11 protein-coding genes and 1 other RNA gene are annotated in these 16,816 nt (G+C 34.2%); 1 reads left to right on the top strand and 11 read right to left on the bottom strand.

Going from position 1 to position 16,816, the window contains the following annotated elements:
- Nucleotides 1-45: 45 nt before the first annotated feature.
- The 9 genes from trpS to dnaN form a co-directional block, all read right to left on the bottom strand.
- Nucleotides 46-1,011, bottom strand: a complete 966-nt coding sequence (gene trpS, locus GFU93_RS07425; protein ID WP_160568425.1) for a tryptophan--tRNA ligase — start codon at nt 1,009-1,011, stop codon at nt 46-48.
- Nucleotides 1,012-1,143: 132 nt separating this feature from the next.
- Complete coding sequence (locus GFU93_RS07420; protein ID WP_160568423.1) at nt 1,144-1,785, bottom strand: lipoprotein signal peptidase; 642 nt, start codon at nt 1,783-1,785, stop codon at nt 1,144-1,146.
- Between the two features lie 5 nt (nt 1,786-1,790).
- Nucleotides 1,791-2,168 carry a TraR/DksA C4-type zinc finger protein gene (locus GFU93_RS07415; protein ID WP_105297303.1) on the bottom strand — a complete coding sequence of 126 codons (378 nt, stop codon included), beginning with the start codon at nt 2,166-2,168 and terminating at the stop codon, nt 1,791-1,793.
- 2 nt (nt 2,169-2,170) lie between these two features.
- Nucleotides 2,171-5,566, bottom strand: coding sequence for an isoleucine--tRNA ligase (gene ileS, locus GFU93_RS07410; protein WP_160568421.1), 3,396 nt, complete (start codon nt 5,564-5,566; stop codon nt 2,171-2,173).
- A 232-nt stretch (nt 5,567-5,798) separates the two neighbouring features.
- Nucleotides 5,799-7,298 (bottom strand): cardiolipin synthase, encoded by a 1,500-nt coding sequence (gene cls, locus GFU93_RS07405; RefSeq protein ID WP_160567042.1) that lies wholly within the window; start codon nt 7,296-7,298, stop codon nt 5,799-5,801.
- A gap of 344 nt (nt 7,299-7,642) precedes the next feature.
- Complete coding sequence (locus tag GFU93_RS07400) at nt 7,643-8,170, bottom strand: HAD family hydrolase (protein WP_160568544.1); 528 nt, start codon at nt 8,168-8,170, stop codon at nt 7,643-7,645.
- Entirely contained in the window at nt 8,160-8,936 is a 777-nt protein-coding gene (locus GFU93_RS07395; RefSeq protein ID WP_160568419.1) for a Rossmann-like and DUF2520 domain-containing protein, read from the bottom strand. The genes GFU93_RS07400 and GFU93_RS07395 overlap by 11 nt, the downstream gene beginning before the upstream one ends.
- A gap of 10 nt (nt 8,937-8,946) precedes the next feature.
- The gene (pheT, locus tag GFU93_RS07390) at nt 8,947-11,367 is read right to left on the bottom strand and encodes a phenylalanine--tRNA ligase subunit beta (protein WP_160568417.1); all 2,421 of its coding nucleotides are present in this window, start codon (nt 11,365-11,367) and stop codon (nt 8,947-8,949) included.
- 88 nt (nt 11,368-11,455) lie between these two features.
- Nucleotides 11,456-12,571 carry a DNA polymerase III subunit beta gene (gene dnaN / locus GFU93_RS07385; RefSeq protein WP_160568406.1) on the bottom strand — a complete coding sequence of 372 codons (1,116 nt, stop codon included), beginning with the start codon at nt 12,569-12,571 and terminating at the stop codon, nt 11,456-11,458.
- A gap of 448 nt (nt 12,572-13,019) precedes the next feature.
- Between dnaN and ssrA the strand changes: the two genes are divergently transcribed.
- Nucleotides 13,020-13,420: a transfer-messenger RNA gene (ssrA, locus tag GFU93_RS07380) on the top strand.
- A gap of 676 nt (nt 13,421-14,096) precedes the next feature.
- On the opposite strand, the gene GFU93_RS07375 is transcribed toward ssrA, so the two are convergent.
- On the bottom strand, nt 14,097-15,143 hold the full coding sequence (locus GFU93_RS07375; RefSeq protein WP_160568404.1) for a glycerol-3-phosphate dehydrogenase: 1,047 nt from the start codon (nt 15,141-15,143) through the stop codon (nt 14,097-14,099).
- A gap of 33 nt (nt 15,144-15,176) precedes the next feature.
- Nucleotides 15,177-16,748, bottom strand: a complete 1,572-nt coding sequence (locus GFU93_RS07370; protein ID WP_160568402.1) for an FGGY-family carbohydrate kinase — start codon at nt 16,746-16,748, stop codon at nt 15,177-15,179.
- Nucleotides 16,749-16,816 lie beyond the last annotated feature (68 nt).

Raw genomic sequence — 16,816 nt, 5'->3', positions numbered from 1 at the left:
AATTGTAGCAAAAGATCTTTTTGCTGCAATTTTTTTTGAAAAATTTTAAAATTGTAAAGACTTTCTAACTCTTTTGAGTGTTTCAGATGCTATGCTTTTTGTTTTTTCAGCTCCCTCTTTAAGAATATTCTCAAGTTCATCAATATGATTCATATAGTAATTATATTTTTCTCTGGCTTCACTAAATTCACGTAGAAGAACTTTAAATAATTCATTTTTAGCATGTCCGTATCCGTAACCACCGGCTAAGTAGTTTTCTCTCATATTTTCCACTTCTTCAGGAGTGGCTACCAATTTAAATATAGAAAACGCATTACAAGTATCCGGATTTTTAGGTTCTTCCAATGGAGTAGAATCGGTTACAATAGACATAATTTGTTTTTTCAACTCTTTTTCAGGAGCAAAAATTTGAATCGTGTTTCCTCTGGATTTACTCATTTTATTTCCATCAGTTCCGGGGACATACATCGTATTTTCTTGAATTTTGGCTTCAGGGACTACCAAAACATCGCCGTGTACGTGGTTAAATTTTTGAGCGACATCTCTAGTCATCTCTAAATGCTGCAATTGATCTTTACCTACCGGAACGATTTGTGCATCGTATAAAAGAATATCCGCAGCCATAAGCATAGGATAAGTAAACAGCCCGGAATTTACATCTTCCAATCGATCGGCTTTATCTTTAAATCCATGCGCCAGAGCCAAACGGCTATAGGGGAAATAACAAAGCAAATACCACATAAGTTCCGTTACTTCGGGGATGTCTGATTGTCTGTAAAAATAAGTTTTGGAAATATCCAAACCACATGCGAGCCAGGTTGCCGCTATTTCATACGTATTTTGTTTAAGGACTTCAGCATCTTTAATTTGCGTCATGGAATGCAAATTGGCAATAAAGAAAAAAGATTCATTAGAAGGATCCTTGCTTAACTTAATAGCCGGTGCAATGGCTCCTAAAATATTGCCTAAATGTGGAGTACCCGTACTTTGTATGCCTGTTAAAACTCTCATGGTATATTTTATATGATAAAATGCAAATTTACATTTAAAATATAAAGTGCAAAAACTTATGCATTTTTATTATACCATATAAAGATTAGAACCCGCATAAGAATACAAAATGGAGTACTTTTTTATACAAAACTATTTCATCCACTCTTTAGGAAACATACCGGGTTTGAAGAAATAAACACCTATGAGAAATATCGCTCCGAGAGTGATGGAAGAATCGGCAACATTGAATATATAATTAAAAAATTGAATCCTTTCACCTCCCCATACAGGAAACCATTCGGGCAAATAAGTGTCTATAAGAGGAAAACGAAACATATCCACGACACATCCCCCAAATAGAGGAGCATATCCTTTAAAATTAAGCTTGGAAATTCCCGAATATCCGTACCAATCCTTCACAACCGAGTTATAAGTTGTACCCGAATCGAAAAGGACTCCATAAAAAGTACTGTCAATCAAATTCCCGATTGCACCCGCAAAAATTAATCCTGCCGGAATGATAAAATACCAAGTATTAGCCTTCTTAGACCATTTATTGATATAAAAAGCCATTAAGCCTATTAATACCAAACGCAATAAGCTCAGGCCTATTTTACCTATAAATCCTCCAAGTTGCACTCCATAAGCCATACCGGGATTTTCAACATACGTAAGATAAAACCAATCGAAAACTTTTATTTCCTCATGAAGATGAAAATGCGTTTTAATGTAAATTTTTGATACTTGATCTAATAAAAGGATAAAAAATGTTATCCATAAGACTTTCTTCATTCTTACTATTGATTGTTTTTAGCCTCAATACTTAAGGTAGCATGAGGAACTGCTTTCAATCTTTCTTTACCTATTAATTTTCCGGAAATTCTGCAAATTCCGTACGTTTTGTTCTCAATTCGTATCAAAGCATTTCGCAAATCACGGATAAATTTTTCTTGACGAGCCGCCAAATGGGAGTTACTTTCTTTACTCATGGTTTCCGAACCTTCTTCAAAAGCTTTAAAAGTAGGAGAGGTATCATCCGTTCCGTTATTTAAATCATTAACAAACGCTTCTTTCAGCATAGTTAAATCATTTTCTGCTTTTTCAATTTTATCAAGAATAAGTATCTTGAATTCTTCAAGTTCTTCGTCAGAATATCTAAGTCTGTCTTCAGTCATAATTACACTTTTTTTAGTACGATTTTAATTTTAATTTCATTAATGTCTAATTCCGTCCCATCGGTAGTGTTACTTACAAAAGTTAATTTCTGTGTTAATGTTTCAGAACATATATATTCCATATTTTCGTTAACGGATTTTTCAATTTCCTCATTTGCCTGAATTTCTAAAGATATTTTATCGGTAACTTCCAATCCATTCTCTTTTCTGAGATTTTGAATTTTATTTACCAATTCTCGAGCAATTCCTTCAGATTTTAATTCAGGTGTGATAGTGATATCGAGCGCAACGGTTAATTTGCCGTCGTTGGCAACCAACCATCCCGTAATATCTTGTGTGCGAATTTCAACATCATCCAAGTTTAGTTCGTAGCCGGACAAAGTTATAGCCCCGTTCTTTTCCAACTCTTCAATTTGAGAAGAAGATAATTGTTGGAGCTCTTGACTAACGGCTTTAAGATCTTTGCCTAATTTAGGTCCTAACGTTTTAAAATTAGGTTTTACGGCTTTTAAAATAATATCAGAAGCTTCTTCAGGGTTCAATAATTGAACTTCTTTTACATTGACCTCTTGTTTTATTATAGGTATTATGGATTCGAGATTTTCCCTGTCATTTTTACTTAAAACAGGAATCATAATTTTTTGCAACGGTTGGCGAACTTTTATATTTTCTTTTTTACGCAAAGAAAATACCATAGTGGTAACTTTTTGTGCTAAATGAGTTCTTTCCAACAATAAATAATCGATTTCATTTTCCTGTTTAACAGGGAAATAAGCTAAATGAACCGATGCATAAGGTTCTTTTCCCGTAACTGCGTTTAAATCCTGATACAATCTATCGGAATAGAAAGGTGCTGCAGGAGACATTAACTTAGCAATAGTATCCAAACATTTATAAAGAGTTTGGTAAGCAGAAATCTTATCATTGGAATATTCTCCTTTCCAAAAACGTCTTCTTGATAATCGCACATACCAATTACTTAAATTATCTATAACAAAAGTATTAATTGCTCGTAAAGCTTTGGTTGGCTCATAATCGGTATAGAAAGAATCCACTTCATCTATCAAAAGATTAAGTTCGGATAGGATCCATTGATCTAATTCGTTTCTTTCTTTAAAAGGTATATCATCCTCTTTATAACTGAATCCATCCACGTTGGCATATAAAGCAAAGAATGAATAGGTATTATATAGAGTTCCGAATATTTTACGGCGTACTTCGTCAATGCCCTCCAAATCAAATTTCAAATTATCCCAAGGTTGGGCATTGGAAATCATATACCATCGAGTAGCATCCGGCCCATACATAGCCAAGGTTTCAAAAGGCTCAACAGCATTTCCTTTACTTTTGGACATTTTATTTCCTTTTTTATCCAAAACCAACCCATTGGAAACAACATTTTTATAAGTTACGCTGTCAAAAATCATGGTTCCGATTGCATGTAAAGTATAGAACCAACCGCGAGTTTGGTCTACCCCTTCAGCAATAAAATCTGCCGGATAGTATTTTCGTTCGTCTATTAATTCCTTATTTTCAAAAGGATAGTGCCATTGAGCGTATGGCATAGCTCCTGAATCAAACCATACATCAATCAAATCACTTTCTCGCTTCATGGGCTTTCCACTCTCTGAAACAAGAACTATTTGATCTACAATATTTTTATGAAGATCTATTTTACTGTAATTTTCCTCGGAAAAATCACCTACAATAAAATCTTCAAAAATATTTTTAGACATAAATCCGGCTTTTACGGATTTTTCCATTTCATCAATCAATTCCTGAATAGAACCAATGATGATTTCTTCTTTAGCATCTTCAGTTCTCCAAATAGGAAGGGGAGTACCCCAATATCTTGATCTGGAAAGATTCCAATCGTTAGCATTTTCCAGCCAATTACCGAAACGACCTTCTCCCGTTGATTTAGGTTTCCAATTGATACTTTGATTTAATTCGGTCATTCGATCACGAACTTCCGTAATTTTTATAAACCAAGAATCCAAAGGATAGTAAAGAATAGGTTTGTCTGTTCTCCAACAATGAGGATAGTTGTGATTGTATTTTTCTACTTTAAAAGCCTTATTTTCGGTCTTTAAAAGTATGGCTATTTCAACGTCGGTTGAACGTTCCGGAGCTTCGTTATCGGTATAATATTCAATGCGAACATATTTTCCTGCAAAAGGTTCAGGTAAACTTGAAATAAATTTACCTTGTAAATCCACTAAAGGAACAGGATTTTGATTTTCATCAAGAACCAACATACCGGGTACCCCGTGTTCTTTTGCAACTTTCGCATCGTCTGCACCAAAAGTAGGAGCAGTATGAACAATACCTGTACCGTCTTCAGTAGTCACATGGTCTCCATCAATCACTACAAATGCCCGGTCCGCATCTTCATACGGTAATGTCCAAGAAAGAAGTTGTTCGTATTTTATTCCAACTAAATCTTTTCCCTTGTATTCGGCAAGAATTCGATAAGGTATTTTTTTATTTTCAGATGTATACTCTTGAAAATCGGCATCAGACTCAGCAGGCACGAATTTACCTGAAAACTGACTTCCTACTAATTCTTTAGCGAGTATAACGTTGATGGGTTCAAAAGTATATTGATTAAATGTTTTTACCAATACATAATCAATAGATCCTCCTACAGTCAACGCCGTATTGGAAGGTAAGGTCCACGGTGTGGTAGTCCAAGCCAAGAAGTATACATCGCCCTGAATATCGTTAAATAAAGTGGTGCTTTCCTTGATTGCTTTAAATTGAGCAACAATGGTAGTGTCTGTAATATCTTTATATGCACCGGGTAAACTCAACTCATGACTGGAAAGCCCTGTACCTGCTTTAGGAGAATAGGGTTGAATAGTATAGCCCTTATAAAGTAAATTTTTATCGTAAATTTGTTTCAACAACCACCAAACACTTTCCATATATTTGGGATCGTAAGTAATATAAGGATGATTTAAATCTACCCAATAACCTATTTTTTGAGTTAGTTCGTTCCAAGCACCGGTATATCGCATAACTGCTTCTTTACAAGCCTTGTTGTATTCTTCCACAGTTATTTTTTTACCAATATCTTCTTTGGTAATACCTAATTCCTTTTCAACTCCAAGTTCAACGGGCAAACCGTGGGTATCCCAACCGGCTTTTCTATTGACCTGTTTTCCTTTTAATGTTTGGTATCGGCAGAAAATATCTTTAATGGTACGAGCCATTACATGGTGAATGCCCGGCATTCCGTTAGCTGAAGGAGGTCCTTCAAAAAATACGAATTGGGGATTGCCCTCACGAGATTTTATACTCTCTTGGAAAATATTATTTTTTTTCCAAAATTCTAAAATTTCGTCTGCAAATTTATTTAGATTTAATTCTTTATATTCTTGAAATTTATTGCTCATTTTCTTTTAAAACAAATGCGAAAAAAATTGATTTGCGAATATACGAAAAAAAAGTCTATCTTAAATGGACTTTAATTGTATAGTAAAACTAATTTATTGTATTACAATCAGCGATTTATAACTTTTAAAAAAAACGTATTTTTAAAAAATACAGATCAATTAAATTACCCTATATAGGGATTGCTATACCCTAAAATATTTGTTAACCTTGAAGAATTAACTAATCATTTTTTTATAAAAGGGGTGATATAAGTTTGGCTATGGAATTACCTAAATCTACCCATCGGTTTCGTTTTAACCATTCCTTATAGGAAACTTCCGTACTGTTTTCAATGTCTTCCATAAAAGCATCATAAAGTTCCCGGTTAATGGTTTCGCTGTAAACTAAGGCGCTTATTTCAAAATTTAAATCAAAGCTCCGCATATCCAAATTAGCTGATCCTATAACGGAAAGATTGGTGTCGGAAATTATGGTTTTAGCATGTACAAATCCTTTCGTATACCTGTAAATTCGAACCCCCGAGGCTAATAACTCTTTATAATAGGCGCACGAAGCTGCATTCACAATGATACTGTCCGATTTATACGGAACCAAAATCCGAACGTCCACTCCGCTTAAAGCTGCGTACTTTAAAGCATTAACAATAGTTTCATTAGGGATCAAGTAAGGCGTCGTTAAATAAAGCCTCTTTCGGCTGGACATTATAATTCCGTTGTATACAAGCATTATGGTTGCTCGATCGCTATCCGGACCACTGGCAGCAATCTGAAGAAGTTCGGGGTTTTCGTCTTTAGTGGTGATATCTTTAGACGCGTGAAAGTAGTCTTTGTCAAAAGGATCGACGTCATTTCCGGAACAAAAATTCCAATCGGTTATGAAATTATATTGAAGTCCGTTCACCGCTTCTCCTTTCACCATAAAATGGGTATCGCGCCAAAATAGTTTGCTGTTCGGGGTATTGATATATCGGTCGTCAACATTAATTCCGCCAATAAAACCAACTTTAGAATCAATGATTATTATTTTACGGTGATTGCGGTAATTCATTCGGTTGGCAAAAGCATAAAGTTTAATTTTGTAAAAAGCAGCGGCTTGTACTCCGCCTTCACGCAATTCTTTTATCATTCTTTTGTTCAACGAATGGCTTCCAAAATCGTCGTAAATAAATCGTACGGTTACGCCTTCTTTGGCTTTTTGTATTAAAATGTCTTTAATTTCGTTTCCAATACGGTCATCAGCAAAAATATAATATTCAATATGGATATGTTTCGTTGCTTTTTTTAATTCTTCAATAACCTCTTTAAATTTATTTTCACCATTGATAAGCAACTTGGTATTGTCGGCTACATAAAGGGCAGAAGAAGTGTCTTTTAGTAACATTCTTATTGAATGAGTTTTACCCTCCAGTAATTTATTGTATTTGTTGATTCTCTTTTCGGTATGTTCATTTATTTGATTTCTGAGTATCTGATAGAAGTTTCGATCGTGTGTATATTTTCTTTTATACAATTTTTCCAATCGGTAGTTCATTCCAATCGAAAAATATAATATTACCCCAATAATGGGAAGGATAATAACTATAAGTAAATACCCGATTGCTTTGGATGGATTTTCCGTATTTTTGATTATTTTAAAGATGGTATAAATAATAACAAGTATATAAAGAACAGCCCCTAGTATTGAAAGATATTCAAAGTTTAAAGATTTAAACCATGCAATAAATTTATCCATATTTTTGAAACAAAAATTTTCTTATAAATTTAATTAATATAATTATTTAATAATTTTTAACATTTATAATTCAAATTTTGCAGTTTATAGATTGTATGTTTGATAAAAACTAATTTATTTATAATAAATCGTATTTATTGTGCAAATAATTATATTAAAACAATATAGTTGATGGAGATGGTAGGTGGTGTAAAAATTTTGGAGATAGGATGAAAATTAAATTTGAATAACATGATTGAAAGCGTATAATTTTATCCATTGCTATCAAAGAGGTAAAAATATTGGTTATTTTATTTAGGGATCTAAATAAATTTTACATCCTAAAAATTATATAAATAAGTTGTTTATATAGAAGCGGTAGTATCTTTTGTTTCGAGATAATCCCAATCGCTCTTTACTCTTAAAACTTGTTCGATCACATCTCTCACACAACCTTTACCGCCTTTAATAGGTGAAATATAGTCTGCAATAGAAAGAATTTCGGGACAAGCATCTTTGGGAGCTGCTCCAATTCCCACTTGGTTCATCACCTCATAATCGGGCAGGTCGTCTCCCATATATAAAACTTCATGCGGTTTCAATCCGTATTTGTAAAGAAAATCTTCCAAATCATCCCATTTATCTTTAGAATCAAGATAGATGTCAGTTATACCTAAATAGTTAAGTCGGCTCACTACAGAGGCATCCTTTCCTCCGGTAATTACGGCAATTTTATAACCTTTCTTTACAGCAAACTGTAAGGCAAACCCATCTTTAGTATTCATATTTCTTATCATTTCGTTATTAATGAGAATGATGGATCCGTCGGTCATAACTCCGTCTACATCAAAAACGAATGCGCTAATATGATTGAGCTTTTCTTTATAATTTATCATGGTAAGTTTCTAAAATGGAATTAGTTAGTAGAGAATAGATTTGGTATAAATTCGAATCAGACTCTAAGATAGATAAATGTTTTTGGATAACAACTTGGTCATTTCTTTTTGCCGGTCCTGTTTGAGCGTCATACGGAGAAATGTCATCATTTATTTTTTCAAAAGTTTCCTTTATCAAAGGTTTTAAAATCTCAAAAGGTATGTCTTGTTTACGACAAATTTCATTGGCTATGTAAAGTAGATGATTAGTGAAATTGTTGGCCCATACCCCCGACATATGTATTTTCAATCGCTTTTCTGAATCAACAACATAGGCTTCATCAGAAATTCTTTTAGCCAAATTTAAAAGAATAGTTTCATCGTCTTTATTTTCTGCTTCAATAAAAAAAGGAATTTTATCATATTCCAACGCTCTTTTTTTTGAAAAGGTTTGCAAAGGATAAAAGACTCCTTTTCTGTATTTACCCTTAAGCGCAGATAAGGGGATCGATCCGGAAGTATGGACAACTAAACAATCTTCAAATGGTACATAATAAGATATTTCGGAAATGGCCTTATCTGAAGTGCAGATAATATAGATGTCTGCCTTAACAATTTCTGAAATTTTATCTGTATAATTAATATTATAATCTTCTGCGAAATTTTGTGCTTTATCCAGGGTTCTGTTGAAAATCTGTACGACATTCACCGTATTTTCAAGTAAGGCTCTGGTTAAATGATAAGCAACATTTCCGGCCCCTAGAATTACAACATTTTTATGCATATTTTCATCATTAATTATTTCTTAATTCGGCATGAAACTGGGTTGAAAAACGATCTAACAACTTTTTCATAACCTTATCAATGTCTTGATCCGTAAGGGTTTTATTTTCATCTTGAAGGAAGAAATTCAATGCGTATGATTTTTTGCCTTCAGGTAGATTTTTGCCCTCATAAACATCAAAAAGATTTACGGATTGAAGCAATTTTTTTTCTGTTTCAAAGGCTGCTTTATATAAGTCAAAATATTTTATATCTTTATCCAGTAAAAGAGCTAAATCTCGGGTTGAGCCCGGAAATTTAGGGATTTCAGCTAATTTATAAGGTTTTTTCTTAGAGGCAAGATCCACCCATTTTTCCCATTCCAATTCTGCATAAAATACATTACCTTTTAATCCGAATTCTTTTAAAAGCTTAGGATTGATACTTCCTAATTTACCTAAAGAAGATCCATTTACAAAAAGTTCGATGCCGTCTTTATACAGAGAAGAAGACTCTAACGGTTTTTCATCAATGGATATATTAAAACCGGTAAGTAATTGGCTTACAATTCCTTTTAAATGAAAAAAAGTAGAGGTATTTTGAGGAATAATCCAATTATTTTCCTGGAAATTTCCGAATAAAGCTACCGAAAGTTTTTTATTTTCAATATAAGTTCCCGCGGAATTTTTAAAATAGGTTTTACCGAATTCATAAAACTTAATTTCTTTCTGATTACGATTGCTGTTAAATGATATACTTTGTAATACTCCATATACCAGGGATTGCCTCATTACACACAAATCTGTGCTTAAAGGGTTAACCAGTTCCACGTATTGGGTGTTTTCATCTCTACGAGCCGTTAACGAATTATTGATGATTTCGTTAAAACCATTATATTTTAATTGATTAGCAATCGTGTTTTCAAGAAATTCTTCATCAAAGGCATTTTTATTTTCATAAGCAAACGAAAACTTTTCAGGAATATCAATTTGATTGTACCCATAGATTCGTGCAATTTCTTCAATAACATCTATTTCCCTCGTCACATCTACACGATAGGCCGGTACTATAAGATCCAAAACTTCGTTTGTATCGCTTATGATCGTAAACTCTAATGATTTTAAGATTTCTTTAATCTGTTCTCTATGGATTTTCTTTCCTAATATTCGATCGATTTTATGATACCTTAAAATAGTATTTACGTTTTTTATTGGATTGGGATATATATCTATCATTTCTCCAACAACGGTTGCATGGGTTAACTCTTTAAAAAGCTCACAGGCTTTTTTCAAAGCAATCAGGGTATAATTAGGGTCTACACCTCTTTCAAAACGGAAAGAAGAATCGGTATTTAATCCTTCTTTTTTAGAGGTTTTTCTTATAGAAACCGGATCAAAGTAAGCAGCTTCTAAAAAAATATTTTTAGTTTCATTGGAAACTCCGGATTCTAATCCGCCATACACACCGGCTAAGCATAAAGGAGTATCCTGAGCGTCCTTTATAAGTAATTCGGAATCGGATAGATTTCTTTTTACTCCGTCTAATGTAGTAAACGTAGTTCCTTCCGGTACCGTTCCCACTTTTATTTTTTGACCGCCAATTTTATCGGCATCAAATGCATGAAGAGGAAGTCCATAGGAATGTAATATATAATTAGTTATATCTACTGCATTATTTATAGGAGATAATCCTATGATTCTTAATTGGTTTTGTAACCAATCAGGAGAAGGTTTAATTTCAATATTTTTTAAATATATACCCGAATATCTAGGGCAGAGTTGCTGATTTTCTACCTCAACACTAATTGGATTTCCTTTTGCTTCATCCAATTTGAAATTTTCGAAAGTGATTGGTTGCAATTCAGCCTTGATTTTTCTGCTTTTAAGCGCCGCATATAAATCACGAGCTACCCCATAATGAGACATAGCATCCGTACGGTTAGGAGTAAGCCCTATTTCAATACAATAATCTTTAGAAACATGGATCACCTCATTGAGCGGAGTACCCACTTTTAAATTAGTATCAAGTACGAGTATGCCCTCATGGCTTTTGCCTAAGCCCAATTCATCTTCGGCACAAATCATTCCGAAAGATTCTTCCCCTCGTATTTTACTTTTCTTAATTTTAAATTCGCTTCCGTCTTCGGAATATAAAGTAGTACCAATAGTGGCTACGGGTACTTTTTGGCCTTTTTCAACATTAGGTGCCCCACAAACAATTTGAACGGTTTGATCCCCTAAGTTCACTTTAGTTAGTTTCAGTTTGTCTGCATTCGGGTGCTTTTCACATTCAATGACTTCACCGACAACTACACCTTTTAGACTGCCTTTGACAGATTCAATTTCTTCAACATCTTCCACTTCCAAACCTGTGTCTGTAAGTATGGAAGCTATTTTTTCAACAGATAAATCAGTCTTAATATATTTACATAACCAATTATAAGAAATTTTCATTGATTTTAACTATTTATATTAAAAAAATCTTATGTAAATAATTTATTTACATAAGAGCGAGAAAAGTGGTTTATATTTTAAAATTTATTTAGTTATTAAGCATAACAGGCATTACCAACATTAATATGTCTTCGTTCTCATCCAATCCGTCTGCAGGTTTAATAATTCCCGCACGATTGGGCGTGGACATTTCAAGAGTAATGTCTTCCGATGAAATGTTGTTAAGCATTTCATTTAAGAATTTGGAATTAAATCCTATTTTCAATTCTTCCCCATTGTAATCACAAGGAAGGCTCATATCCGCTTTATTTGAAAAATCAACGTCTTCAGCGCTTAGCTTAAGTAAATTTCCATTTAAAGCTAAACGTACTTGCGAAGTTGATTTATTAGAGAAAAGGGCGGCTCTTTTTAGAGAGCTTAAAAATAATTGCCTGTTTATAGTTAAAACGTTCGGATTCTCTTTAGGGATTACGGCATCGTAATTAGGATATTTACCGTCTATCAACCTACAAACCCATTGAGTTTCATTGTGAGTGAACCTAGCATTGGTTTCATTAAATTCAATAATAACCTCATCATCATATGCAATCAAAGCATTTTTCAATAGAGTAAGCGGTTTTTTGGGCATGATGAATTCTATATCTCCATTCGCAGAAACATCTTTACGAGTATATTTTACCAAGCGATGAGCATCGGTAGCTACAAATCGACATTCCGAATTGGTAAATTGGAATAATACCCCGGTCATCACGGGACGCATGGCATCATTACCGGTTGAAAATATAGTATTGGCAACCGCTTCTCCTAAAACGGAGGCTTTCATGGTTATAGACCTGTCAGTGTCTAATTCGGGTAAGGTAGGGTACTGGTCTACATCATCCAATGCTATGAAATAGTTGTCTTTTTCATCCACAATTTCTAGTTGATTTCCTTCTTGTGAAAAGGAAAGCGGCTGTTCGGAAAAAGTTTTTACTGTATCGGTAAGCAGTTTTGAAGGAACCGCAATTTTTCCTTTATCTGTACTTTGAACTTCAATACTGGTTTTCATGGTTGTTTCACCATCAGATCCATAGATGGTTAATTTATCAGAATCCAGATCGAATAAAAAATTTTCCAATACAGGTAAAGATGAGTTTCCTCCGGTAACTCCACTTATTAATTGTAATGCTTTTAATAATTCTCCGCTTGAAACTATGAATTTCATATATGAATTTTTTCTTAATAGTTACAAAATTAGTTTTTTTCATTCTAAATCAAACTCTTTTTTTTTATTTTTTATTGAAAAAATCATATTATCTATTTTGAAATATATATAAATTATAAATTCTTTATGATATATTGTTTTATTTTTAAGGATTTAAATTTTTATAATTATAATAAAAAGATAATTTCTATTTTTAAAAATATTTAGAAAATTATTTTTTACTGTCAATTTTGTTATGATGAAATTTTAAACCGATCCCCCTGTTTTTAATTGATTTAGTTAAAGCTTAGATTTATGGTTTTATATCTTATTTTGTTTTAAAATCTTTGATTTTATTTAAAAATAATAATTGAATATATATAGTGCTTAAAGGAATACGGGGTCCATTTTGACTTATAATTAAGTTAAAATGATTATATTTGCCAATTAAATTGAAGAATTATCCATTGGGGATGACCGGTTTTGACAGCAAGATCAATGGGTAAGTAAGCATGTCGAGTCACGTAAGGTAATCTCGTTAAAATTCCGTTACAAACTTATAACTGGCAACGAAGAATACGCTTTAGCTGCTTAATACGACCGAATTATAGTAAGTCCAAGCGATCTCCTTACCAGGTAAGGAAGCTAAATGTCTCTCAAAAGCCCTTCTCTGCGGCGTTTGGTTAAGAGGCACGGGAATGCGGAGATAGAACAGGACACGCATCGGGTTTTGTTCGAAAATTTAGATGATAAGCTGCTTGTGGGGTGTGAATTCTCAGCAATCAGCCGAAAATTAATAATTCACTAAGCATGTAGAAAGCTTGCGTATTGCTTGTTTGGACGAGGGTTCGAATCCCTCCATCTCCACTTTTTAACCCGTTTATAGAACGGGTTTTTTCATTTTTTATGTTTTTTTTAGGTAAGTTTTTCATCTTCAGGAATACTATTATTCTTAATTATTTTTTACATTTTTAAATTGATTCAATGAGACTCACGATTTTTTTGTATTCATCAAGTTCTTTTTTATAATTCCTAAAGAAGTAAGATTTGAAATTCACTTTTTGATTAAAGAATAACTAATATTGATCCTATACTATATTTAAATTTTATACTTTTTAGAGTGTTTGATTAAAAAACACATACATATAAAATAATCTTATTGCTATCTCATAAACCATATATTTGCCTTTTTAAATATTATTTAATTGTATTTTGATAATATTTGTATTCCTGAAAATATGTAAAATAAGCTTTTAAGATAAATAAGAATTTATTTAAAAACAGATAAATCAAGATGATTTTAAATTATTTTAAAGTTTAAGAATTAAGATTAAAAACTAAAAAAATCAATATAGAAATATATATGAAAAATAATAAATAGTTATGCATATAACTAAATTACTTTTGATTATATCCTTTAAACCAACTTAGAATAATATTTTTTATTAATTAAAATCAAAACGAATAGCAAACAGAAAGTTCCTGAATTACCAGGAACTTTTTTGACTAAATAGTACAAGTATATTGAAATTTTCAAAGATTAACTTTAAGGCTTTTTAGGAAGTACTGCTTCTGATAGCACATTCACTACAGGTCGACTAGTTCCGGCTAAAACCTCATTAACAGCTTTCAACAAAGTCAGTTCTTCTTTAAGTTGAGGTGCTGATTGCTCAACTAATTTAGCCGCAAGACCCGCTGCCGGTACTCCTTCCACCGTTTGCTCCAAACGATCCATTTCTTTCAGGGCATCTTTTGCATTTTCACCTCTTCCTATACGTACTCCGTACACTTTATTTCTTCCCGATAATCCGGTAACTTCCAAGTCACCCACTCCGGGAAGTCCGAAGGCTGTTTCCATGCGAGCACCCAAAGCTTGACCCAATAAAGACATCTCTTTAATAGCACGACTGAAAGTAGCTGCTTTTAAATTATGATGAGGAAACCCGGTGCCTTCTTCGAGTCCGTCAGCAATTCCCAGAGCTATGGCGTACACATTTTTCATGGGTGCACAGATTTCTACTCCAATTTCATCATCGGTTGCTTCAATACAGTAAACCTCTGTTCTGGCTTCTCTTGCATATTTTCGTGAAACTTCAATATCCTTGCATCCGAAAATGGTAGCCGTGGGTTTACCATCTGCACACTCGTTGGCTTTTACCGGTCCGGCAATTGCAACGATAGGAGGGATTTGTATTCCTTTTTGTTTAGCTAGAGTGCGAATAGCTTCGGGGAGAAGTTGGATTTTTCCTTTCTCATCGGGACAAAATCCTTTAGAGGTTAACCAAAGTGCTTTTGATTTGGATATTCCTTCTAATGCCATTTCGGTAACTTTAGGAACTCCTACTGAGGCAACCGACATCACCACGACATCTGCTCCCTCCAAAGCGTTTGGTAAATCTTTGGAGCGAAAGAGTTTAACTCCTTTTGCAAGAGGTATTTGAGTTCTTGGATGAGGTTTGCCTGCTTCACAGGCATCCAATAAATGATCGTCGAGCCAGGTGCCCCATAACCTAACTTCCCAACCGGCTTTACTTACCGGTGTACATAAACCGGAGCCCATGGCTCCGGCGCCTAATATGGTGATTATTGCCATTTTTATTTATTTTACGATTTGTGATTTTAGTTTTTATAATTCTGATTTTGGTGATTCCGGCTTTGTTGAAGGGTATTTTTCCGACAACTCATAAAGTTGTTCAAAAATATTTTTTAGTTGCGGATATAGTTTATGCTGTATCTCGGCGACTTCTCTATATCTTTCTGATTGTGTTACATCCGGTTCAATAGTTTCTCCAAAATGTGCCATGTGTTTAGCAGCATGAGCTATGTTGTTGGATCCATGTGCGCCTATTCCTGCCATGGCAACAACGGAGGCTCCTAGGGCGGAAATTTCGTCTTCAGAACAAATGGTAATGGGTAATCCCAGGGAATCGGCCATTATTTGACGCCATAATTGTGAACGAGTTCCCCCTCCCATGGCTCGAACCGATTTTAGTTTAACGCCGGTTCCTTTTTCAATGGATTCTAAATTAAATTTCATCTCAAAGCCGATGGATTCTAAAATAGATCGATACATATGCGCTTTGGAATGAGTCCCTCTCCAGCCTACCACCGCACCTCTTGCTACAGAATCCCAATAGGGACTTTGTACTGCATTCCAGTAAGGCAAGGTTACGAGTCCTTCACATCCCGGGGGAATATGAGAAGCTTCGTGATCCAACTTTGGATCCGGTTCTCCCAATAATTTAGGATCTCCCAAAGATTGCCGAAACCATCCCGCCAAATATGACCCCGAAGACTGTAAAATTTCGAAAACAAAATTTCCTTTAATTCCTGAAACATGAGTCCTGAATACGGGATCGCACCTGTATTCAGAACTTTCAACTCCCGCATTTACAGCTGTTCCTAAATTTAGAAAGGCAATATCGGGAGATACGGCTGCTGCACCTATTCCTGCTGCCTGACCATCTCCCAAACCTGCAATTACAGGTATTGGCTTAGACAGTTTCCATTCTGCAGCCAATTCCGGTTTTAATTCTTCCATAATTTCTCCGGGAGGAACTAAATCGGCCATTTGTTCGCGGGTTACTCCGGCTATTTGTAAAAGTTCATCGCTGTAATCAAATTTACGGATGTCCAATAATCCTAAAGAATCTGTTGCAGCTACTGATGAAATCCATTTACCGGTAAGGTTCCAAGTGATATAACCGTGTACTTCAACAACTTTAAACGCTTTTTTCAACACTTCGGGTTCATTTTCTTTTAACCAAGCAATTTTATAGATACCGGGAGTTACGCCGGGTGGCTTACCTGAGAGATTATGGATATGTTGAGAGCCATAGGCTCTAATTTGTTTCGTTGCGCGACCGTCCAGCCAAAGAATTCCGTTACGTAGAGGCATTCCGTTTTCATCAAAAGGAGCAAAGCTTTCCCGTTGATGAGTTATTCCAATAGCCGAAATTCGTTCTCTGTCTTTAGAAGATAGTTTTGACAGTACTTCTCCTACACATTCTTTGGTTGTTTCCCACCATCGAATCGGATTATGTTCATAAAAATCCATGGCAGGAGTATGAAGTTGTATATTTCTTTTTGCAGTTTGCCAAACGTGTCCGTTTTCATCAACAATAATTGCTTTGGAGGAAGTGGTTGAGGAGTCAATGGCAATTACTAAAGGACCGTCTTTTGCTTTTTTTGTGTCCATAGTTTATAATTTTTTTTGTGGTTTTAGTTTAATTGAAAGTCAATCAAACAAATATATTTACTAAATCG

The organism is Apibacter sp. B3546 (genome assembly GCF_009827885.1).
Taxonomy (GTDB): Bacteria; Bacteroidota; Bacteroidia; order Flavobacteriales; family Weeksellaceae; genus Apibacter.
The sequence above is the reverse complement of the archived record's forward strand: the minus strand, read 5'-3'. Positions and strand labels throughout refer to the sequence as shown.

What these genes read in the sequence shown, in the direction of transcription:
- trpS (WP_160568425.1), bottom strand. Translation starts at nt 1,011, where the DNA reads ATGAGAGTTTTAACAGGCATACAAAGTACGGGTACTCCACATTTAGGC.
- GFU93_RS07420 (WP_160568423.1), bottom strand. Translation starts at nt 1,785, where the DNA reads ATGAAGAAAGTCTTATGGATAACATTTTTTATCCTTTTATTAGATCAA.
- GFU93_RS07415 (WP_105297303.1), bottom strand. Translation starts at nt 2,168, where the DNA reads ATGACTGAAGACAGACTTAGATATTCTGACGAAGAACTTGAAGAATTC.
- ileS (WP_160568421.1), bottom strand. Translation starts at nt 5,566, where the DNA reads ATGAGCAATAAATTTCAAGAATATAAAGAATTAAATCTAAATAAATTT.
- cls (WP_160567042.1), bottom strand. Translation starts at nt 7,298, where the DNA reads ATGGATAAATTTATTGCATGGTTTAAATCTTTAAACTTTGAATATCTT.
- GFU93_RS07395 (WP_160568419.1), bottom strand. Translation starts at nt 8,936, where the DNA reads ATGCATAAAAATGTTGTAATTCTAGGGGCCGGAAATGTTGCTTATCAT.
- pheT (WP_160568417.1), bottom strand. Translation starts at nt 11,367, where the DNA reads ATGAAAATTTCTTATAATTGGTTATGTAAATATATTAAGACTGATTTA.
- dnaN (WP_160568406.1), bottom strand. Translation starts at nt 12,571, where the DNA reads ATGAAATTCATAGTTTCAAGCGGAGAATTATTAAAAGCATTACAATTA.
- GFU93_RS07375 (WP_160568404.1), bottom strand. Translation starts at nt 15,143, where the DNA reads ATGGCAATAATCACCATATTAGGCGCCGGAGCCATGGGCTCCGGTTTA.
- GFU93_RS07370 (WP_160568402.1), bottom strand. Translation starts at nt 16,748, where the DNA reads ATGGACACAAAAAAAGCAAAAGACGGTCCTTTAGTAATTGCCATTGAC.